The 21,807-nt window shown below is 40.5% G+C and carries 27 protein-coding genes; all 27 read left to right on the top strand.

Going from position 1 to position 21,807, the window contains the following annotated elements:
* The 27 genes from JGE69_RS01015 to JGE69_RS01145 all read left to right on the top strand — a co-directional run bounded on the left by JGE69_RS01015 (position 1) and on the right by JGE69_RS01145 (position 21,803).
* Positions 1–540, top strand: coding sequence for a hypothetical protein (locus tag JGE69_RS01015; protein ID WP_227602346.1), 540 nt, complete (start codon positions 1–3; stop codon positions 538–540).
* Positions 541–645: 105 nt separating this feature from the next.
* On the top strand, positions 646–1,248 hold the full coding sequence (locus JGE69_RS01020; protein ID WP_199111891.1) for a hypothetical protein: 603 nt from the start codon (positions 646–648) through the stop codon (positions 1,246–1,248).
* 161 nt (positions 1,249–1,409) lie between these two features.
* Positions 1,410–1,628, top strand: a complete 219-nt coding sequence (locus JGE69_RS01025; protein WP_199111893.1) for a hypothetical protein — start codon at positions 1,410–1,412, stop codon at positions 1,626–1,628.
* A 133-nt stretch (positions 1,629–1,761) separates the two neighbouring features.
* Complete coding sequence (locus JGE69_RS01030) at positions 1,762–1,986, top strand: DUF2158 domain-containing protein (RefSeq protein ID WP_199111895.1); 225 nt, start codon at positions 1,762–1,764, stop codon at positions 1,984–1,986.
* 2 nt (positions 1,987–1,988) lie between these two features.
* A complete protein-coding gene (locus JGE69_RS01035) occupies positions 1,989–2,249 on the top strand; it encodes a DUF6953 family protein (protein ID WP_413784468.1) in 261 nt (86 codons plus the stop codon).
* A gap of 42 nt (positions 2,250–2,291) precedes the next feature.
* A complete protein-coding gene (locus JGE69_RS01040; RefSeq protein ID WP_199111899.1) occupies positions 2,292–2,939 on the top strand; it encodes a putative metallopeptidase in 648 nt (215 codons plus the stop codon).
* Positions 2,940–2,985: 46 nt separating this feature from the next.
* On the top strand, positions 2,986–3,468 hold the full coding sequence (locus JGE69_RS01045) for a DUF2280 domain-containing protein (RefSeq protein ID WP_199111901.1): 483 nt from the start codon (positions 2,986–2,988) through the stop codon (positions 3,466–3,468).
* Positions 3,446–4,972 (top strand): phage terminase large subunit, encoded by a 1,527-nt coding sequence (terL, locus tag JGE69_RS01050; RefSeq protein WP_199111903.1) that lies wholly within the window; start codon positions 3,446–3,448, stop codon positions 4,970–4,972. The genes JGE69_RS01045 and terL overlap by 23 nt, the downstream gene beginning before the upstream one ends.
* An 8-nt stretch (positions 4,973–4,980) precedes the next feature.
* The gene (locus JGE69_RS01055) at positions 4,981–6,327 is read left to right on the top strand and encodes a DUF1073 domain-containing protein (RefSeq protein WP_199111905.1); all 1,347 of its coding nucleotides are present in this window, start codon (positions 4,981–4,983) and stop codon (positions 6,325–6,327) included.
* Positions 6,260–7,072, top strand: coding sequence for a phage minor head protein (locus tag JGE69_RS01060; protein WP_199111907.1), 813 nt, complete (start codon positions 6,260–6,262; stop codon positions 7,070–7,072). The genes JGE69_RS01055 and JGE69_RS01060 overlap by 68 nt, the downstream gene beginning before the upstream one ends.
* 71 nt (positions 7,073–7,143) lie before the next feature.
* Positions 7,144–7,995, top strand: a complete 852-nt coding sequence (locus JGE69_RS01065; protein WP_004834300.1) for a hypothetical protein — start codon at positions 7,144–7,146, stop codon at positions 7,993–7,995.
* A 77-nt stretch (positions 7,996–8,072) separates the two neighbouring features.
* On the top strand, positions 8,073–9,269 hold the full coding sequence (locus JGE69_RS01070; RefSeq protein WP_199111909.1) for a DUF2213 domain-containing protein: 1,197 nt from the start codon (positions 8,073–8,075) through the stop codon (positions 9,267–9,269).
* 18 nt (positions 9,270–9,287) lie between these two features.
* Positions 9,288–9,758: a hypothetical protein gene (locus JGE69_RS01075; protein ID WP_199111911.1), complete on the top strand. Its 471-nt coding sequence runs from the start codon at positions 9,288–9,290 to the stop codon at positions 9,756–9,758.
* A 3-nt stretch (positions 9,759–9,761) separates the two neighbouring features.
* Positions 9,762–10,742 (top strand): major capsid family protein, encoded by a 981-nt coding sequence (locus JGE69_RS01080; protein ID WP_199111913.1) that lies wholly within the window; start codon positions 9,762–9,764, stop codon positions 10,740–10,742.
* Positions 10,743–10,754: 12 nt separating this feature from the next.
* Positions 10,755–11,123, top strand: a complete 369-nt coding sequence (locus JGE69_RS01085; protein WP_199111915.1) for a hypothetical protein — start codon at positions 10,755–10,757, stop codon at positions 11,121–11,123.
* Positions 11,124–11,132: 9 nt separating this feature from the next.
* Positions 11,133–11,516, top strand: a complete 384-nt coding sequence (locus JGE69_RS01090) for a DUF4054 domain-containing protein (RefSeq protein WP_199111917.1) — start codon at positions 11,133–11,135, stop codon at positions 11,514–11,516.
* A gap of 9 nt (positions 11,517–11,525) precedes the next feature.
* Positions 11,526–11,717: a hypothetical protein gene (locus tag JGE69_RS01095; protein WP_199111919.1), complete on the top strand. Its 192-nt coding sequence runs from the start codon at positions 11,526–11,528 to the stop codon at positions 11,715–11,717.
* Positions 11,718–11,724: 7 nt separating this feature from the next.
* On the top strand, positions 11,725–12,207 hold the full coding sequence (locus tag JGE69_RS01100; protein WP_199111921.1) for a hypothetical protein: 483 nt from the start codon (positions 11,725–11,727) through the stop codon (positions 12,205–12,207).
* Entirely contained in the window at positions 12,200–12,643 is a 444-nt protein-coding gene (locus tag JGE69_RS01105) for a hypothetical protein (protein WP_199111923.1), read from the top strand. The genes JGE69_RS01100 and JGE69_RS01105 overlap by 8 nt, the downstream gene beginning before the upstream one ends.
* A gap of 62 nt (positions 12,644–12,705) precedes the next feature.
* The gene (locus tag JGE69_RS01110; RefSeq protein WP_013198709.1) at positions 12,706–13,473 is read left to right on the top strand and encodes a hypothetical protein; all 768 of its coding nucleotides are present in this window, start codon (positions 12,706–12,708) and stop codon (positions 13,471–13,473) included.
* Between the two features lie 6 nt (positions 13,474–13,479).
* Positions 13,480–13,794, top strand: a complete 315-nt coding sequence (locus tag JGE69_RS01115; protein WP_199111925.1) for a hypothetical protein — start codon at positions 13,480–13,482, stop codon at positions 13,792–13,794.
* Positions 13,795–13,829: 35 nt separating this feature from the next.
* On the top strand, positions 13,830–14,057 hold the full coding sequence (locus JGE69_RS01120; RefSeq protein ID WP_171457874.1) for a hypothetical protein: 228 nt from the start codon (positions 13,830–13,832) through the stop codon (positions 14,055–14,057).
* A 71-nt stretch (positions 14,058–14,128) separates the two neighbouring features.
* Entirely contained in the window at positions 14,129–14,629 is a 501-nt protein-coding gene (locus tag JGE69_RS01125; RefSeq protein ID WP_130121512.1) for a zinc ribbon domain-containing protein, read from the top strand.
* A 96-nt stretch (positions 14,630–14,725) separates the two neighbouring features.
* The gene (locus JGE69_RS01130) at positions 14,726–17,764 is read left to right on the top strand and encodes a phage tail protein (protein ID WP_199111927.1); all 3,039 of its coding nucleotides are present in this window, start codon (positions 14,726–14,728) and stop codon (positions 17,762–17,764) included.
* Between the two features lie 10 nt (positions 17,765–17,774).
* A complete protein-coding gene (locus JGE69_RS01135; RefSeq protein ID WP_199111929.1) occupies positions 17,775–18,428 on the top strand; it encodes a DUF2460 domain-containing protein in 654 nt (217 codons plus the stop codon).
* Complete coding sequence (locus tag JGE69_RS01140; RefSeq protein ID WP_199111931.1) at positions 18,425–19,282, top strand: DUF2163 domain-containing protein; 858 nt, start codon at positions 18,425–18,427, stop codon at positions 19,280–19,282. The genes JGE69_RS01135 and JGE69_RS01140 overlap by 4 nt, the downstream gene beginning before the upstream one ends.
* 58 nt (positions 19,283–19,340) lie before the next feature.
* Positions 19,341–21,803, top strand: coding sequence for a DUF1565 domain-containing protein (locus JGE69_RS01145; protein WP_199111933.1), 2,463 nt, complete (start codon positions 19,341–19,343; stop codon positions 21,801–21,803).
* Positions 21,804–21,807: the final 4 nt, after the last annotated feature.

A 21,807-nucleotide genomic window follows, 5' to 3' on the forward strand; every position in this document is an offset into this window, starting at 1 on the left:
ATGAAGACAATTGAAAAAATAAGTAATATTGAATGGCTAGGTCAGCACATGCGTGCCAAGACACCAAATTATGAACAAGTATGTTCTAGTAGCACCGATGATGTTGCAGCATGGGAAGTGCGTTGTGCTGCATTTGAAAATATTGAAACTCAATTAGCTAAGGCGCTTGCATCTGTTTATGTATGGGGGCATAAGGCGCAGATTGAATATTTATATGTACAAGAGCATTTAGCTAATATCATGATTCGAGCAGCTGAAGAGAAAAACCAGAAGCCTAATATTATTGGTTTAGAAAAGTTGGCTGAGTTGATAGCTCGTCTTGTTCTTGATTTTGAAATTGACCCAAATCTAAATGAAGTTTTCACAAGTAAAGGCCGATTGTATTACGCGGGTATTGCAGCTCATCATTTAACTTATGACGCATATCGAAAAACATGGAAGGACTACGAAAAGCTTATGGAAGTAGCATTAGTAAATGCACGTTGGGAAATAGAAAACGGGGTTGGGGAATATAGAAGTAGATTGAAAGAAATTGCTTAAATATAGGTAAAATAAATTTGAGTAAATGGCCTGCAATTAATGGGCTTTTTTCTTTTTATATCTTATGATTGTGATGATTTTTAAACTTTATAATAAGGTATACATATGGGGTTTGGTAGCTTAATGCGTGACACAATTAACGTATATGATTTAGATGGTAATCTTGTTGCTGAAAAAGAAAAAGCCAGCGTTCAACAGGGTAAAAAAATTATTACTTTTCGTGCAACTTATCCAGTTCAAATTGGATTCATTGTAGAAAGAATCATTCCTAATGGACTTGTAGAGAGATATAAAGTTATTGAACCGAACTACTGTCAAGGCCTAACAGCTATTGCGCCACATTATCAAATGGATGTTGTTAATGTAAATGCAGAACCTAATCCTAGAGCAGCTAGCACTGTTAATACTATTTCGGTTTCTGGAAATGCGCGATATTATCAAAATAGTACAGATAACTCAGTAAACACTATTAACTACACAACCAATGATTACAGACAGGTTTTAAATCAAATCAAGAGTGATTTGCTGGATTTGGGATTGGATGATTCTGATCTAAATATGTCTAATAAGGTTCTAGGCAAAATTGAGGAAGAAGTACAAAGCGGTAACCCGAATAAGGGTAGGATTAATACTTTTATTGAGTTATTGCCAGCTGGTGTCACTGTACTAGAATCAGTTACCAAACTGATTGAAATGTGTTCGCCGTAATCAATGAAAATTTCCTATTCCATTATTTTGGGAACTGAAGTAAAGTATTTATAGAATGGTCGTATTGTCTTTAGGCATTAGATCAAATTAAAAAGCTCTCCGAAAGGTGGGCTTTTTTGTTTTGTGCTATAGTCCAGACTAATTAAAAACTGGTACTTAAAATGAATATCTGTGTTGGTGGTGAGCTTGACGGCCAAAAGATAGAAAAAGAGGGGCGATTACTTAAAGCCTCTGAAATTGATCCATCATTTAAAACTGAGTACTACAAGCAGATTTTTAACCGCGACAATATTCAATATCAATTCTGGTTACCTCAAGGCTCAGATCTTCACGAAATGTCTAAAAAGGTTTTAGAAATCTTAAGAACACCTAAAAATTAGTTTTTCGTTTGCCGGACGTATCGGCGCAAATGGCCCCGCTAAATATCGATTATTGGCGGGGCTTTTTATTTTTAAAGTTGAAAATATTTTTATTGTCTCAATATATTAATTTCATTAGAAAAGAGACTTAAAAATGACTACAGCAAGAACACCTAAATATAAGATTGGTGATAAGGTTAAATTAAATGTAAATGGTCCAGATATGGCTGTTAAAAGTATTTCTTTAGACTACCATAAAAATTTTGAAGGAATTTATAGATGCCAATGGTTTGCTGGTAAAAAATTAGAATGGGGAGAATTTCCAGAAGAAAGCCTTGAGTTGGTTACAAGTGAGGATGAAGATCAAGAAAAAAAGTAGATATTAACCAAGTAGTTGATTGGATGTTAGCTAAACTATGTACTGAAGGATGTCTCTATCAAGATGATGTAGTAGATTACTTGGTTAAGAACTTCTATTTTGATTTTCTTAAAGAAAATGCAGATGGGAATTTGGTTATTGCCACGCCCTTATTAAATGCCTTTAAAAAACCAACTATATATGATGTTGTTTGGGTAAAACCAGATCGATATTGGCGATATAGAGTTCCAGAAGATGAATCTAGTCGTGAAGCTAGAGGTTAAATATAAGCTGCCAAATGGCAGCTTTTTTAATGGATATAATTTATGAAAAATGAAGTCGGTTTTCATGTTCCAGTTCGTCCAAAACCACCAGAATGGCTTTTTGAAATAAATACACCAAACTTTGCTCCAGCTCCAGAAATGTGGGAATGGATAGGTAAAGTATTTCTAGATCCAAAATCAAAATTATTTAATCCTGATCATATGCATTTACGTTCATTTCGGTATCCCGATATTGCAGTGATGTGGGCTAGATCTGGATTTAAAAAGCAAGGTCGTCAGGTTATTGGTACTACAGAGAAAGTCATGATCAATGCTGGTGGCTGGAAGAAAGAACGGCAAGAAGAACAATACATCCAGTGGTTCAATTATTTACCTGAATACTTAATTACTTTTGATGCCTCATATTCACGCATAGCTAGTGATGTGAATTTTTGCGCTTTGGTTGAGCATGAGCTTTACCATATCGCCCATAAGAAAGATCAATGGGGAACACCTTCATATAACAGAGAAACGGGTATGCCTAAGTTAGCAATTCAAGGACATGACGTTGAAGAGTTTACAGGTGTTGTTCGTCGTTATGGAGCAAGTGAGGATGTCAAAAGAATGGTTGAGGCAGCAAATACAAGACCAGAGCTGTCACGCGCTGATGTTCATTACACATGTGGCACTTGTTACTTAAAGGTGGTTTAAATTTTTTTGCCACTCTACTTGGACGTACTTGGACGGATAGAGAGAAATGGCAAGGCTTAATAAACGGGTAAAACTCTATATAGTACGGTCACTTGCTACCTATGAGACACCCAGCGAAACAGCAAAGGGCGTCCAAGAAGAATTTGGTATTACCGTCACTAAACAGCAATGTGAAGCTTACGATCCAACAAAGAAAACAGGACAGGACTTAAGCGAAGAATTTAAAACTGAATTCTACAGAGTGCGCAAGGAAATGAATGACAATATTAGCGCTATTCCTATCGCAAACATTGCATACCGCCTCAAGCGCCTACAACGCTTCATCGATCATGAACAATTCAAAGACAACCCCGTATTAGTGCCGAGCTTATTGGAGCAGGCAGCAAAAGAGGTTGGTGGACTTTATACCAATCGCAAGGAAATTACAGGCGGTGGCGGTGGTCCATTACAAAGCGAAAATATTACCTATGTGACTGCTACCGATGAGCAGGTAAGGCAGGCGATAGATGAACTCGAGAACGAATATTGATCCTGTTAAAAGCAAAGCTAAGCGGATCAAATGTGAGAAAGAACATTTATTTTTTACACGTGCTTTTTTCTTGCCCCGTATGGGCTTTAAGTTTTCGGTCAATTGGCATCATGAATATATTGCTGACAAGATTGACGAGGTAATTGCTGGCAAGGTTAAAAACTTAGTTATTAACGTTCCACCCGGAAGCGGTAAAACTGAATTACTTACAAACCTTATTGCCCGTGGCATAGCGCGTAATGCTCGATCACGCTTTTTGTATTTGTCTTTCTCACAGTCACTTGTTGAGGATGTATCGGCAACAGCAAGAAATATTGTTAAGTCTGAAGACTTTCAGAATCTATGGCCTGTAAAGATTTCTACCAGTACGGACGCTAAGTCTAGTTGGAAAACTACAGTTGATGGATATGAAGCAGGTCATGTTTATTCTGCATCGATGGGTGGTCAGGTCACAGGTCGCCGTGCCGGTACATTAGCGGATGAAGGCTTTACCGGTGCAATCATTCTTGATGACCCATTAAAGCCTGAGGATGCATTTAGCCAAACAGCAAGACGCAAAGCTAACCGTAAGATCTTAAATACGGTCAACTCACGTAAAGCTAAATCTGATACGCCAATTATTCTGATCATGCAGCGTTTGCACGTTGAAGATCCGACTAACTTTGTGATGACAGGTAATGTGCCTGGTGAATGGGAACAGATCAGTATTCCCGCGCTTATCGATGATGAGTACGTCAGTAAGTTGCCTGAAAAAATACAAAGCAAAATTCCACGTAATGTTGAGCGAGATGCGAAAGGCCGTCAAAGCTATTGGCCATTAAAAGAATCATTGCAATCGCTATTGCAACTCGAACAAGGCGGACAGGATAAAGACGGCGCAACGGTATCGCGTTACACGTTTGCAAGCCAATATCAGCAGGCCCCTAAAAAGCTAGGTGGTGATCTTGTTAAGGCTGAATGGTTCCCACGTTATCTAGAGTTACCAGTTCTTAAGTGGCGGGCTGTATGGGCCGATACTGCTCAGAAGGTCAAAAAGCATAATGACTTCTCGGTGTTCTTATGTGCTGGTCTAGGCTATGACAATAACCTTTATATCATTGATGTGAAGCGCGGGAAATGGGAAGCACCTGAACTATTGAAAGAAGCTAAGGCCTTTATCAATAAGCACAAGGATAGCAATACCAAAATCGGCAAATTGCGCTATATGGCCGTAGAAGATAAGGCGAGTGGTACCGGATTAATTCAATCTATTTCTAGGGAAACGACATTACCTATTCGGGCAATTCAGCGGGATGAAGACAAGTTGTCACGGACAATGGACGTCATTCTTTATGTTGAAGATCAGCGCGTTTGGTTACCTGCAAACGCACCATGGTTATTGAACTATGTTGAAGAAATCGAAGGCCTCACAGCGGATTGGTCACATGATCATGACGACCAGTGGGACCCGACCATTGATGCGATTAATGATTCATTAGCTAAAAAGCCAACTGTATTTGATTAGAGGAAATTATGGCTGAAGATAAAAAGTCCGATGCAATTGGCGATGCAGGGGCGTATACAAACTTTGTCTCAAATATTGGTACCGAACGTGACAAAGCTTCTCACGGATCTTTCGTTAAGAAAGTAATTCCTGATGAGCAGTTAGAAGCGGTGTATCAACACTGGTTAGCTAAGCGTATTGTCAACCGCCCAGCAAGTGACATGCTCCGAGCTGGTTGGTTTTATGAAGGTGTTCAGGATAACGATTTATTGAAGCTTAAAGAGGCTTGTAAGGCTTTTAACTTAGATGGGGTGCTCTTATCTAGTTTGGTCCTTTCTCGCTTATATGGCGTTTGCTATGTGCTTCTAGGAACTGTGGACGGCGGCAACTTAGATCAACCGTTTGACTTAAACAAGTTGGGTGTTGGTCGTTTAGAGTTTTTTACGGTACTCAAGAAAAAGCAGATTGAAGCTGATACTTCAAAGTACTTACCACCAAATGAAGCAGGCGGTCTTTTAAAGCAACCTGAATTTTACAAGCTTAAGCTCGATGGAAAGTCTAACCAACGGATCCACCACACTCGCTTAATTAAATTTGGTCATGCTGACGTGGTCAATGAAGAGCCTGTAAGTGTCTTACAGGAAGTCTATGAGGATCTACTTGATCATGCAGCAGTTAAGAAAGCCACTGCTAGTCTAGTCCATGAATCAAAAATTGATGTTATTAAAACTCCGCATTTGGTTGATAAGATCAAAGAGGATCTAAAAGGTGTAGCAGAACGTTTTCTTAGTGTTGGGTTGCTTAAAGGTCTAAACGGCATGATCGTTTTGGATAAAGAGGAGGAGTACGACTCTAAATCTTATAGCTTTGGTGGCTTACCTGACCTTATGCGTGAATATTCGATACAAACTTCTGGAGCTGCCGAAATGCCATATACGGTTTTATTCGGTCAATCACCAGCGGGAATGAATGCAACAGGCGAACATGACACACGCAACTATTATGACAGTATCGCAACTAAGCAAACATGGTCATTAAAACCATTCATGTTAAGGCTTCTAGGAGTGATTGTTCAAACTACATTTGGTCGTCAGATTCCAACTCTGGACGTTGTGTTCAATCCACTATGGCAGTTAGACGCTAAGGTTCGTGCCGAGGTTGAGAAAGCTAACGCAGAACGTGACGATAAATATCTTCAAATGGGTGTCATTACAGAGCCACAGATAGCAAGACAGCTTGTTATTGACGGTGTTTATTCAGTGATTGATGAAGAACATATCAAAGAGCTTGAGACAATGGTGAAGCCTGATGACGACGATAATACAGATACTGAAACCACACCTCCAGCAAGCAAAGAAACGAAAGAAAGGGCGTAAAGCTTCTAAACCGAGAGCCGTGCACGTAAATCGCCGTGTAGAGCTTTATTACACACGGCAATTACTAGCTATATCTAAATACTGTCAGGATCAAACAAAAGATCTAGTTATACCAACAGTAGGCCAGAACATTGGTGATGCTTGGTTCTCTGAAATGATGACGGCGTTTAGGGAAAAGCTCACAAAGTATGTTGTTGAGGTTTCCCGACCGTTGGCCACAAAAGTTGTGACTGATACCCAAAAGGAAGTAGATAAACAAATAGCGGAACATACCAAATCAATTATTGGTGTGGATCTTACGCCGTTCTATCGAGCTGCTGATATTCAGGATGAAGTAGATCTAAATATTACAGCTAATGTCAGTTTGATTAAGTCTATTCCGCAGCAATACGCCGATAAGCTTGAAGTATTAATCACCAATGCTTTGCAGACTGGACAAACAAATGAAGAGTTGGCCAAAGCTATTAAGCAATTGGGTTTATCTACTGATTACCGAGCACGTCTTATTGCTAGTGATCAGATGGGCAAGATTAACGGCCAAATTAACCAAGCCCGACAGCTTTCAATGGGTGTTGAGACATACACATGGCAGACGGCGAAAGATGAGCGTGTAAGGCCAGATCATCAACATAAGCAAGGCAAGACATTTAGATGGGATTCACCGCCAGATGGTGGGCATCCCGGTCAGCCTATTCGTTGTCGTTGCACAGCTTTGCCTAATTATGAGGATATTTTGATTGATTAATTTAATTACTTTATGAGATTTTAATAACTTGGTAATTAAATTTTATTTAATCATTTTATTAAGGTGGGGTAATGGAAATTAAAAATGAAATTTTAAAAGATTACGAAGATTACTGTCATAAAAAATTAGTTAGTGAGTTTGGTAATTATAAGGCTGGAACAAATGGACCAATTCATTTATATCAACGTTATAAGTACAGAATTATTAACGCTCAACCGAGAGAGGTGATTGAACCTCAAAATTTAGTCATACCTGCTGAACATTTAGGTGCTTATCAAAAAATTATTTTAGATATAGAAAAAGGAAACTCTTTAAATAAATATCAAAGCAGAAACCTTAAAAAGCTAGATTATAATGATGATATGTTATCGCATTGGAGAATCCAGCATTTTCATTTAGGTAATGTTGTGGAAAGTGATGGGTATATGGAAAGAACGTCGGATTTATTGTTTATCCACTTTTCTAACTCTCAAGCACACATTATTGGTATTTTCTCACATGGCGATTGGTGCGATTTAGATATCATCGAAACTATTCATGAAAATTGGCCTAATCTACTAATTAGTTTTAAGTCTGAATCGACTAGCGAACCATTGACAGAAGAGCAATATAAAATTTTAAGACGTAAAGGCTACAACACAACAGTTAGAGTAAAGGATGGTACAGAATATCACCCACCAGGTTTTGGTGTTGTTGCTAATGGATCGCCTGTAGAAGCCATAACGAATGTTCAGAGGATTTTAATTACATTTGAGAACTCATTTGATGCAATTTCTACGAATATTGATCAAATATTAGAGGCTGACCCTCAAAAAAGAACAACTGAAATAGCAACTATCGGTTTGGAGATGGATGAGGCTAATCAAAGATTTGTTTATATAATTAAGGAAACAGGCCATAGATTTACCTTAGATTACGAATAAAGAAATTTTTCATCACAGGAAATTAAATCTGATATTTCAAACCCACCATTTGGTGGGTTTTTTATTGAGCGCAATTTATGAAAACCATTTACCAACTCAAAATTGGTGACTTTGCGCCAAGCGAATCGACACGCTCATTTACCAAAGAGGGGTATCTGAAATGCGTAAATGTTCGTTTAGCTAAAGCGCCTCAAGTACGTCAGTACTATGCGTATGAGTTTCCATCACTGGAAGGTTATACCGCTGATCAAGTCATTAATGTCTACACGCCAGCAGATGAGCTTTTTAAGCCCGAGACTATAAAAAGTTTTAACGGTGTAGATGTCACGGACTATCACCCACCTAAGAACGAAATTAACGCATCTAACTGGAAGGATTATCACATTGGCTATTGTGAGAACGTCCGACAGGAAGGCGATTATCTCGTGGGTGATTTGCTCATTAAAGACAAGATCAGCATTGATCTAATTCAAAGTAATGAACGATTAGAAATGTCTCTTGGCTATGGAGCTCTATTAGTCGTTGAACAAGGTACGGCGCCAGATGGAACGCCATACCAAGCTAAATTTATCAATTTTAATGGCGACCACATGGCGCTAGTTAAATATGGCCGTTGCGGTGGTGATTGCCGCATCGGTGACCAAAAGCAAACTCCACCAGAGGGGAAAACAATGGAAGTAATTGTAAACGGTATGCGTTTTGACATTGGCGATAATAAGCCTTTTGCGGATGCATTAAAGATCCAGCAAGAGCAGCTGGAAAACTTGAAGGCTGCAAAACTTAAAGTTGGTGATAAGCAATTTTCAATCGGTGATGAACTAAACGCAGTTCAAGCAGTTGTAGATCAATTGCATACCGATAAAACCACACTTGAGCAGAAAGTCGGTGATCTGGAAAAGAACCAGATGACGCCTGAAAAACTTGAACAAGCTGCTACCGAACGTGCTGCTGTGATTGCCGATGCTAAAGCATTGGTGCCAACAGTTAAAACTGAAGGCTGCACATGTGAGCAAATCAAGCGCGATGTAATTGCAGCTAAAGCCGGTGATGCGTTGGTAACTGCTTTATTGGGTAGCGTATCGGTAGGAGATGCAAAGCCCGATCAGATCGATACAACTTTCCGCGCTTTGTCTGCTGTGAAAGGTACACACCCATCTAATCCAGTAGGTGATGCACTTCATAAGCAACAAAACATTCAAGCTGGTGACGGTAAGCCAGATGATGGGGAGCCTAAATCTAACAACAAGAAAGAAGCTTGGAAGAAAAGCTTCTAAGAAACTGGAGAGATGACAATGTCTTTAACCCCTCAAGCTATTCCGGGCATGCGTGCACGTCTGCACATGCCTGAAGAAATTCTATCTTTACCAGTTGCTGGTACAGGCGTAGTAAGTGACGGTGAAGTGGTCGTGCAGTCTACTGATGGAAAAACAGTTAGCGCGGTAACTGGAGCAACCAATACAAAGTTTGGTGTAGTCGTTTTTCAGCACGTCGGTAAAACAGGAAAAAATGTATTAGGTAAAGAAGCTTATCAAGCTAAGGACTGTGCACCTGTCATGCAAATCGGCTCAATTTGGGTAAAGCCTACAGCACCTGTGATTGATATCAATGCAAAGGTATATGTGCGTACTGCGAACCCTACTGTCCAAGCGCCGTTAGGTTCACTTTCTTCTGCAGCATTGGATTCTACGGAACTTCCTAATGCCTCATGGGAAACCATCACTGGTCCTGATGGATTAGCAATTCTTCGATTACGTGGAGCATAATCAATGTCAAAACAATTAGAACAAATGAAAATTCGCCTAACGGCAGTTGCACATGGTGTGCAGATCGCCGTAGGTGATGCATTTAATTTAGATAACTTTGCCAAGTTATTGTTGAAGCTTGAATCAATTGATGAAATGACACCGCAACTTGCTGAAGCTCAAGCTTATGCAAAATATTTGCCAATTGAAGGATTGGAAGGTGCAGTTGTGGGATCCGCAAGTGTCTTACAACGTAAGAAAGGTGTCGGCCGTGGTAAACGTTTCGCAGGTACTGGCAACGATGTGCCCTTAGCAGAAGTGGTTTATGACGAAGTTAAACTTACTGTACAGCCTGGTGTTATTGGTTATGAAATCAGTATTTTTGAAGCTGCAGCAGCCCTAAAAGCAGGTATTCAATTAACGACTGATAAAGTTGAAGCGGCTCGTCTGGCTTATGAAAACCATATGAGTGACGTTGCATGGTTTGGAGAGCCTGAAACCGGGTTACAGGGTTTCTATAATCAGACTGGTGTAGAGGTTATTTCTTCTACGGTTGATTATGCAACAGCTACAGTTGAAGCCGTTCTTGCCGATATAAATAAGGCAATTAAAGGCGCTTCAAATGCCTCTAAGTTTGATAGCAGTATTCAGCCTGATACTTTCGTAATGCCTGAGAATAAGTTCACTATTCTCGCTAGCCGTATCGTTCCCGATTCAGCAGGGAAAACCTTCCTTGAATATATTAAGGAAAAGAACACCTTTGCAATGCAAGGTAAAACACTGACATTCACTTCTGAAAGTATGCTTGAAGGTAAAGGTGAAGGTGGTACTGATCGCAGCATTATATATCGTCGTGATCCGAGCTGTATTACTTTCCGTTGTAATGAACTGGAATTCTTGGCAGCTCAACCTATCAATTATGTGATGCGTACACCAGGACACTATATGTATGAAGGTGTCTATTTAAAACGTGTCGATTCTCTCCGCTACTACGATGTTGAATAAGGATAACTAAACATGCCAAAAATTACTTATAGCGGCTCTCAGGCCGCTTTTTCTTTTGATGGGATTCAAGTCGGTCAGGGTCAAACCGTGGAAGTTAATGCTGCGGATCTCACACGTATTTCTAAAGGTAAAGCCTTTAAATCTCTCGTTGAAAAAGGTGAGCTTGAAGTTCAGAAAATCTCAGAAGATGAGCCAAAAGCAGCAGGTAAAAATGGTGGTCGTGGTGGCAAAGGTGGCAATGCAGCCAATGACGCTGCTAAGGTAGCAGATGAAGCTGCTTTGGCCGCCGTGAAAGCTGAATTAACAGCGCTTGAAGTAACGGTTAGTGATGATGAAACACTTGAGCAGCTACAGGCGAAGTTAGATCAGGCTAAGGAATAAGGTGGATCTATGGACGTACAAACGTTTCGTGAAAAGTTCTCGACTGAATCGAGTTTAATGTCTTTGCCAGATGAGAGAATTCAGGATGCATTAGAAGAAGCTGATCTGGTTGTATCTCAAATTGAGTTTGGGGCATTAAAGGAACGTGCTGTAGGTCTATATGCAGCACACATTCTTAAAGTTGGTACCGCAAGTAGCAATGGTACTGCTTTTGGTACTGCATCAAGCATGACAATTGCTGGCCAAAGTGTGAGTTATTCTCGATCATCGAAAGAAGCTTTCTATGATCTCAGCATGTATGGCCAGCGCTACCTTGCGTTAAAAAATTCCATTCCAATCGATGACGAAGGCACAAACCCTAATCGTTTAGGCGTTGGTGTTTTTGTTGTATAGGAGAATCCCATGCCATTTAAATATCAGGCACCAAAAGGCTATAAGCCAACAAAGGTTGTTATTGCTGGTCAAAACCTAGATATCAATAACGGCGTTTTAGAATCTGAGGACGACATTATCCATATGTTAAAGCCTTTAGGTTTTGAGCGTTTTGTCGAAGTGGTTGAGCCAAAGAAATCGACAGCCTCTGCTAAAGAGTAATTAAACTATGAGCGATATTCGTGTTGATAAGCATGTCAACTTTGATGAGATGAATAATCGCGTTAGGTTTGAAATAAGACGCACGATTAACACTCTTACTTTACGCTTACAGCGGATTGTTCAGGAAGATATGTTGAGTGGTCAACGGCTGAACGTACAGTCTGGCCGCTTGCGTGGATCCGTTTCATCTAAAGTGGATGAGGATAAGGATTCGATAGAGGGAACGGTGGGTGCTGGTGGTGCTTTAGTACCTTATGCACCAGCACATGAGTTTGGTTTAAATGGTTCTTTGGGGGTTAAAGCCCATTTAAGAACAATTAAGCAAGCTTTTGGCCGACCTATATCACCGGTTCAAGTCAATATTAAGGCTCACTCACGGAATGTTCGTTTTAAAGAGTTACGCTTCATGCGTGATTCACTGGATATTGTGGCCAAGATTGTGCCGAAAAATATTGATGCAGCAATTGAGCGAGGTTTAGCAGGTGAATAGCGAAGCAATCTATCAAGCGTTATTTGATCGGTTAAGTACAAACGTAGAAGGATTGATTACGGTAAGTCGCCGTTTACGTCACTTTAACCATGTAACACTAGAGCAACGCCCAGCCATGTTTATTACACAAGGCAATCAGCAAGAAGTACCGGTACATGGTTTAGATCCAAAAGTTGAACTAGCCGCTGAGGTTTATCTCTATATCCATGAGACCGATAGAGATAAACCACCATCATCACAGATGAATGTTTTCATCGATCGTGTACGTGAAGCTATTCAGCCAGACTATCCGGAATTTAGCGAAAATCAAACCTTAGGTGGTTTGGTAGAGCATTGCTGGATCGAGGGCACAATCGAAGTATATGAAGCAGTAGAAAACATGCTGGATGATCAGGCGATTGCCATTATTCCTATCCGGATCCTCACAACCAATTAACAAAACATTCATTTAATGACCGCCTCTATGGCGGTTTTGTCATTTTAGAGAGGTCAAAATAAATGGCTCAATATTTATTTGGTGCCGGCAAGATCTTTGCTACACCGATTCAAGACGTTTTCGGGCAGCCGATTAGCAATCCTACACCTGTAGAAGTAGGGGTATTACAGTCGGTCGGAGTCGATATTAGTTTCGATTTAAAAGAACTCTTTGGTCGTGGACAGTTCGCCGTAGATGCTGCACGTGGTAAAGGCTCAATTAAAGGCAAAGCATCATTTGGGCGAATTAACGGAACCCTTTTAAATTCTATTTTCTTCGGTGGCGTTGTTGCTGAAGGTGGAATCGAGACAGTATCCCAAACAATTAATGGCGAAACTATTCTGGCGGGTGGATTGGTTACACCTGTAGTTCCTAATGCTGGCACATTTGTTAAGGATTTAGGTGTTACAGATGGGAAGGCTATTCCACTAAAGCGTGTAGCCTCAGCACCAAAAACAGGAGAATACAGCGTTGATAACGCTACAGGAGCATACACTTTTGCTACAGCTGATGTTGGCAAGATTGTATTCATTAGCTTCCGATATTCCGCGACAGTCGCAGGTGGTAAGTCAATCACAGTATCTAACTTAGATATGGGCTATACACCTGAGTTTGCCTTAGATCTTCAGCGAGATTACAAGGGCAAGTTCATGCACATGAATTTCTACCGCTGCACCAGTAACAAGCTTGGATTCAGTTCAAAGCAGGACGATTACGACATTCCTGAGTTTGAATTCCAGCCTATGGCTGATGATCTTAACCGTGTTTTCAAAATCGATTTATCGGAGTAATAGCAAATGCAATTTAAGCAAGTTGAAAACCCGCGTGGCTCTACAATTATTATTGATGGGCAGCCATTTGTATTTGCTCCATTGTCACTTGGTGCGGTTGAAAAGTTATTGCCAGCTCTTCAAGCATTTAAGCCCGATGATGTTGGCACTGTGATTGATGTTGCGTTTAAGTCGCTTAAGCGAAATTATCCTGATATCACACGTGATGATGTTGCAGAGATGATTTATATGGATCAGCTAACAGAAGTCATGGAAGCTGTAATGTCGGTGTCTGGTCTTAAAGGAAATGATGACAACGCTGCAGGTGGTTCGGGGGAATAGATTGGGAGGAGCTTTACACGCATTTAGTGCTAACCATGGGTAAAGATTACGACTATGTACGTGATGAAATGGATTTACCAAGATTAAGAGCATTAAGTGCGTATCAGCAAAGTAACCCTCCCGCCCATATAGGAATACAACGTCTTTGTCGTATTTTAGAAGCTTTCATGGGAATCGAAGAAACTCCACAAGCTATCACCGTTTCGGATGATGAAGAGGACGATATGCTAGAAGTGTTAGAAAGTTTCCCGCAGGGTGGTTAAGGCTGCCCTATTTGCATTATTTGTAAGCGTTGGTTAAAGTTTGTTAATTAAAACTTTATAAGGATAAATCTGTGGCTTTAACTAATTGCAAAGAGTGTGGGGCACAAGTTAGCACTCAAGCTAAAAATTGTCCAAGTTGTGGGGCTAAAGTTAAAAAACGCTCAATTTTAAAATGGATTTTATTAGGCTTTGTCATTCTTTTTATTATTGGCGTTATTGCGGGTGGTGGTGAGGGATCTTCCTCATCAAATAGCACTAGGGAATTGTCGCCTAAAGAAGATGCTCTTAAAAACACTGTACTTGATTATGATTGGTCAAAAGGTGGATTTGATAGTGTCATGTTAGTTGATTTTAAAATCAAAAATAACAGCAAGTATGACATTAAGGATATAACAGTAGAGTGTGAGCACTATTCAAATAGTAAGACAAAAATCGATAGCAACAGCCGTGTAATTTATGAAATTGTAAAAGCTGGACAAACTAAAACAGTTAAAGAATTCAATATGGGATTCATCCACTCACAAGCTGCATCTTCAAGTTGTGGAATATCTGATTTAGTCGTAATTCAATAAGTAGTCTTCAAGGAAAACGCCGTAATTACGGGGTTTTTTTTATTTCTTTTAATTTACCTTGCATCGGCAAGGTTTTTTTATGCCTATGAGGTGTGTATGGCAAATAATAACCGTGTCGAGGTGCATATCGGTGCAAAAACTTCCGAGTTAAAGGAAGGAATGCAAGATGCTGAAAAAATTGTTTCGGATGCTTCTAAGAAAATTGAAAGTACGGGAAATAATATTGATTTTAAACTTGATCTATCAAATCTAAGATCAGAGTTAAATGGTTTTGCGACAGGTTTATCTGACAGATTTAAAACTGTAGGGAACGATATAAAAAGCTCCCTTACTAGTGGTTTATCCTTAGTTAAAGGCGGTTTCTTTTTAGGGATAGGTCAAGAAATAGCGAGAAGTGCAGCTGAGGCTGTGGCGGCAATACCAGATTTAGTTTCTGCAGTTGGTAAAGCATCTAAAGAATTAGAAATTCAATCAAGGTTAGCAAATGCAAATACCACTGAATTTCAAGAGTGGGCATTTGCGGCAAAAAAGGTAAATGTTGAGCAAGATAAACTTTCGGACATCATGAAGGATGTAAACGATAAGTTTGGTGATTTTATGCAAACAGGCGGCGGTGAAATGGCCGACTTCTTTGAAAAGATTGCCCCAAAAGTTAATGTTACTGCAAAAGAGTTTCAGGGTTTATCAGGTCCGCAGATCCTTGAAAAGTATTACCAGACTTTGCAAAAAGCTAATGTTTCGCAAGCTGAAATGACCTTCTACATGGAAGCAATTGCGAATGATGCGACTTTATTAGCGCCATTACTGGATAACAACGGACAAAAATTAAAAGAATATGCAAGACAGGCGCATGATTTAGGCGTAATCATGAGTGAAGATGCAATTGCTGCGACTAAAGAATTTAACTCTGCTCTTGAAACGATACAAACAACATTACAAGGAGTGCTTACACGTATTGCAGCCCAAGCAGCACCGTCATTAACTGAGTTAGCAAATCAATTTTTAACATTTGCAGTAGATTCTAAAGATGCTATTGATGACTCAATTAAATCAATTATTGGTATTTTTGAAAGCCTCTTTTCTATTCTCAGTGAGCAGTTCACTACTATTGCAGGAATCTGGAATGATTTGACGGGAAACATTGGTGATGATGCAAATACTCAGATAAGCTTTATGGATGCTATTTCAGTAGCTTTACGTGCGCTTGGGGTGGTTGTAACTGGATTTCAAGTTGGAGTTCAAACAGCATTTGCAATTATTCGCGCCGTTGTGGTGACGGTATGCCAAGCCCTGATCATTGCCTTTAATGGCCTCATGGCTGGCTTTGACATGGTGCGCAATACCATTCAATTCGGTTTAGATGTTCTTCAGGTTAAATTTCAAACTTTCGGTAGTGTCGTTAATAATATTCTTCACTTCAATTTCTCAGGTGCGAAAGCTGCATGGGAGGGTGGATTATCTCAATTAGGTGGGATTACTGATCGATATACCAATCAAATGAAAGGTCGAATGAACGACCTTAAAAACTCTTGGAATACTGGCGCAACCACCGCAGCTAACTCACTTGTCACCGCAGGTAAACGGATTCTTGATGTTACAACGGCGGGCAATCAGAAGATTACCAGCTATGTGTATAAAGATCCGGCAAAATCAATTGAAACACCAAGTGTTCCAAAACTTGGAATTGGCGCTCCACCTCCAAGTACAAATAAGGGCATTGGTACAGGTGTTAAGGATGATAAAGGAGGGTCTAAATCATCTGCAAAATCTAAAGCTGAGCAAGAGGCTAAAGAGCGTCAACGACAGGCTGAGCAGGCAGCTAAAGCGCTGGCTGATATTCGGTATAAATATGCATCCGAAGAAAAGAAAGTCGCTTTAGATCTACAAAAGGCATTAGATGAGATTGAAAAATCTAAAATGTCTGAAGCTGAAAAAGTCGCTGCCAAAGTCAAAGCCGAAAAGGATGCCTCAGACAAGATCATTGCTATCCGTTTAAAAGAGTTTGAGGAATACAAAAAAGCTCGTGAAGAACAGATAGACAATTATCAACAGCAAGCACAGCGCCTTTATGAAATTGAGGCGGCACGGATCCAAGCAGAATATGATGCCAAGAAAATTTCAAATGTTCGTAAAGTTCAATTAGAGAAGCAGCTCGAAGATCAATTACGTGAAATTAAGCGGCAAGGTCTTTTAGAGCGTCTGGCACTTGAGAACGAGCAAACTGGCGTTACTGGTAAGCAAGGTAATCAAAACCAAATCACAAACAATATTTCCGATTTAGAGACAGATCAGAAAGTTGCTGACACTAAGTCTATGGGCTTAATTAGTGATGCCGAAATGAAAGACTTTGAGGCTAAGTTTGGTGGCTTTACTTCTAGACTTTCCAATCTTTGGGAACAGGGCATTCAGTCACTTATGAATGGTACCTTGACTTGGAGCAACGCAACTAAAGCAGTGCTGGCTGATATGGGTGCATTTGCCTTGCAGTCGGCAACTAAAGAGCTACAGGGCTGGCTAAGAATCCAAGCGATTAAGTTAGCTCGAAAACTTGGTTTTGTTGGTGCTGAAACGGCGGCAGAAGCTTCCGGCCAAGCGGCTCAAACGGGGGCAACGATCGCTGGTGAAGCAACAAGAACTGGTGTAACTGCCTCAGGTGGTTTAGCTCGTTTAGGATTAAAAGCTGCTGAAGCTGTCAAAGGCATCATGATGTCAGCTTGGGAAGCAATGGCGGGTGCATTTAAAGCCATGGTTTCTATTCCTTACATCGGTCCAGTTCTCGCCGTGGGTGCCGGTGCTGCTGCGTTCGGTTTAGTTGCTGGTTTAGCTGGCAAGATCAAATCTGCTCGAGGCGGTTACGACATTCCATCAGGTGTGAATCCAGTTACCCAGCTGCATGAAGACGAAATGGTTTTACCTTCTCAACATGCAAATACTATTCGTGAAATGGGTAAAGCTATGCGTAGTGGTGCAAGTTTTGGAGCAGCTGCAGCTGCTGAAGGTGATGGAGCTGGAGCGACCATTAATATCAGTGCAATTGATGCAAAAAGTATTGAGCGCTTGTTAAAGAAAAATGGCCGTGCGGTTGCTAATGGTTTGAATAGTTACGCTCGTGGATTCGGTAAGAATGGTAAATAAGGGGGTATAAGTGTCTAACGTTTTATTTCCAGAGTTACCCGGTCTTGAATGGGATACATCAATTACCCCCACGTTCAATACCAAGATCATGACATCAATTAATGGCCGAGAGCTACGTGCAAGCTTTCAGTCTACTCCCAAATATGAAATCTCGTTGTCTTACGCTTTCTTACGTGAAAATAAGGGGAGAAAAGAATTGCAGCAACTCCAAGGCTTTTATTTAGAACGCCGAGGCGCATTTGATTCATTTCTTTATAAGATGCCAGACGATAACCAGTTTGACTGTACATTTATTGGTGATGGCTCAACTACCTCATACCAGCTCTACAAGATGATGTATGACACGCCTTTGCCTCTTGGGAATACAGAGGAAAAAATTGTACAGGCCATAGATCCTAATATGTGGAATCAAGCACCTGCTAAATCTATGTGGAATACCAATACAGCTAAACGGATGTGGAATACAGCAACCGCACAAGTTACCGCAGATGGTAAATACATTCTTTCTCAACCGATTGAAGCCGGTATCGAACTAAATATTAAGGGTACTTATTTTTATCGCTGCCGCTTTAAAGATGACACTCAACAATACGTTAACTTTATGCACAAGCTTTGGAAGGCTGGAAAAGTTGAGTTAATCGGATCCTTAGGAACAAAGATATGAGACAAGCATCACCTCAACTTATCGCCTTGTTAGATGCTGATCAGTTCATCATGGCCGATTTGTACACCATTACGACCATACAGGGTATTGAGTATCGTTATACAAGCTATGACGTTAATTTGACTGTTCAGGGTAAAGAATTTCGTGCTGATGGACCAATCATCAGCCGAGAAGGTACTAGCCTATCTTTAGGCATTGAGGTAGATAATTTATCTATCACAATTGAGACAAATGAAAGTACAAAATTTGGTGATGTGCCAGTAGCTCAAGCCTTTCATAACGGCATATTGGACGGCGCACGGTTTAAGCTGGAACGTATCTTTATGGATATGTATACACCAACTGATACTAGTGCCGGCACCTTGGTTTTATTTGAAGGTCGTATCGTTGAGCCTGAGCTTGATCGATATGAAATCAATGCAAGTGTGGTTTCTGATGTTGATAATTTAAAACTTCAAATGCCAAGAAACTTGTATACACCAGGATGCTTAAATACTCTTTTTGATAGTGCATGTGGCTTACTTAGTGCTGATTTCGCTGTTAATACAAACATTGGTCCAAACAGTACTCCTAACCGGATCCTATGCAATTTAAGCCAGCCTCAGGGGTGGTTTACCCAAGGCGTATTAGAGTTTTTGGAAGGGGTAAATATTGGGATTAAGCGAACTGTACGATTACATGAATCGGGTGCTTTACTCTTAACCTTGCCGCTACTTGAAATGCCTGAAATCGGTGAAGCTATTCGCGTGTATTCAGGCTGTGATAAACGTCTCGATACCTGTACTAATAGATTTAATAACCGTGCTCGGTTCCGTGGTGCACCTTTTGTACCGGTTCCTGAAACTTCTGTTTAAACATATTCATCTTTAACCAAAACCCCGCATAGAGCGGGGTTTTTTATGGGGCTATAAAATGGCTTTACCGAATGTTAATGATTTAATCGGGGCAGCTGTGACAGAAGAAGGTTTTAAAACCGCTTTAAAACAGTTTCTCGAAAATACAGCTTCTACAGATCAATTGAGTAGTTCACTTAATCAATCTCTCGATTACACAGATTCTCGTGAGCGTTTGGGGCTGTCTCAAAACATCTTTACTCTTGATGAAATCAAAGGAATCGATTTTTCAAGAATCACAAACCAAGCAGGGCGCACTGCCGTTAACCGGATTACCCCTAAAGCTATTAAAGTTACTGGGGCAGCAAATACTACAACAGATGTTCGCTGGCGTTTTAGCGCGGCTCATTTTAAAGATACTAGTGCTATCTCGGCTTATATTCGATTAAAGAGTGTAGGAGCTAGTGCTGGTGCTGCGGTGCAAGCAGTTCAATTCATGCTCTGGCAAACCAACATAACTGGTGGATCACTAAAAACTAATTCAACTTTAATTGCTGGACCTGAAGCAATTACAAGCGAACGAAATGTAGTAATAGAAAATATTGCTCTTGATCCGGCAGCTATATTTGTTGAAATTGGATTTAGCATTAATGCTGTAGCTGCCAGAGATTTGATATTTGAAGACTTCTGCATTTCTTCAGCAGCAAAGGCAGTGTTTATTAGACCTCTTGCAAATCCCGTAAATTTATTTCCTGATCCACTATACAGTGGTCAATATTCAAAAACTTTCGATGGTCTAGCTCGGATTGAAAATAACGAATTGATCATGACTTTTGAAGAGACAAGTACCCTTCGGCAGTCACTCTACCAAATCCCAGCTTTAGGCCGATTTGCCCCTGGTGCTATTGTGCGTTTTGGTGCGGAAGTTTCTAGCAATTCAACAAATGCTACACATGTAACACTAGTATTTTGGGATGCTGCAGGAGTAGAAATTCCTAATACTCGTTCTACAGCTGCTTCTCGAATAGTGAACAGTTACGACATACTGTCAACTGAGTTTGTCGTCCCTCAAAACTGTGCACGTGTAGATGTGCGGCTTATGAAAGACGCAAACGCAACACTTGCAAAGTTTAAACCCGCATTTATTTATTGTTCTTATCAAAATCGTGTCAATTTTAATCCTCAATTTCCCTTAACCATAATTTATGTAGATGGCGTGAATGGTTCAGACTCGAACAACGGTACGCAAACAGCTCCTCTAAAAACTCTCACACGTGCGATGGTAATGGCAGGGTATTACACACGAATTGTTGTGGCTGAAGGCGATTATGCTGAAGCGCCTCAAGTTACTGCAAAAATCGGAGTTTTAGAAATTGAAGCAGCCCGAAATGCTCGCGTTAGACTTATAGGAGGTACAAAAGTAACAGGGTTCACACAGACAGCCGGTTATTCAAAAATTTGGCAAGTTAATCTAATTGATAGCCCATTATTGGCTACGGATCGAAGTGGATTTTGGCTAATTCATCATGGTGTGCCTGATGCTACAACTCTCATTCCAGACTTAGAACGCCATAGTCTACATGAGGGGAAAATCTATCGAATTGCCGATTACACAAGAATTTGGAAAGTAAATAGTGTAGCTGAAATTGAAACTGCAACTAAGCCAAGCTGGTTTTGGGAAAATGGTATTTTGTATTTAAGCTGCGCGGGTTTTGGTAATCCAAATAATGCCGATATCAGGATCCCTGAGAAAGTACTCAGCCCGTTCTACACTTCTGCAATAACCAAAGATCAAAAAATTAAGCTAACTGGAATCGAATCATTTTATTGGCTTCACGGTTTTAGAACTTGGGATTTTTCAAGTGTAGAAATGACTCGTTGTAAGGCATGGGGTAACCGAGTAAACGGTTTTGAGCATAGCAACACAATGCATGTTTGCCGTACAAGTTGCGAAAGTGGGGGGAACTGGGTGGATGGTTCCGGTGGGCATGTCCACACAGCCCAAGGGCGTCCGAATCCGTCTGGACAAAGTTGTTTGTACATCGGCTTTAACAACTATGAACATGAGCCGGGTGATGATGGGCAGTCTCTTCATGAGTATTGGCGCGGTGTGGATTTTGGTGGATTAATTGAATACACAGGCGATCGATGTCTTGCTACGGCTGTAGGCGGGCATTCTGTACATCATGGCGTTCATGTTCGCAGGTCAGCACAAGGTTTGGGGCTTTGGGATATCGATGACGGGGCGGGTTTTGCTTGCGTAGGAACTGCAACGGATGGTGGCGCAACAACAAACATGGAATTATACAACTGCATTGCCGAAGACTGTCGTATTAGTATCAATGTTGCGGGTGTTGATATTAATAAAAACGTTATCAATGCTCATAATTTCAAATCATATAATCCGACCGTAGCGCACTTCAATGCTTCACGGGGTGTGATCAATTTATATGGAGCTGAAGTTAGTGATGATGATAAGCCTATTAAGCAAATGGATAATGGCGGTCTCATTAATGTTAAAGCCACTAAAAAGGTAACCTAATCAA

This window comes from Acinetobacter sp. C13, from assembly GCF_016809775.1.
Lineage (GTDB): Bacteria > Pseudomonadota > Gammaproteobacteria > Pseudomonadales > Moraxellaceae > Acinetobacter > Acinetobacter pittii.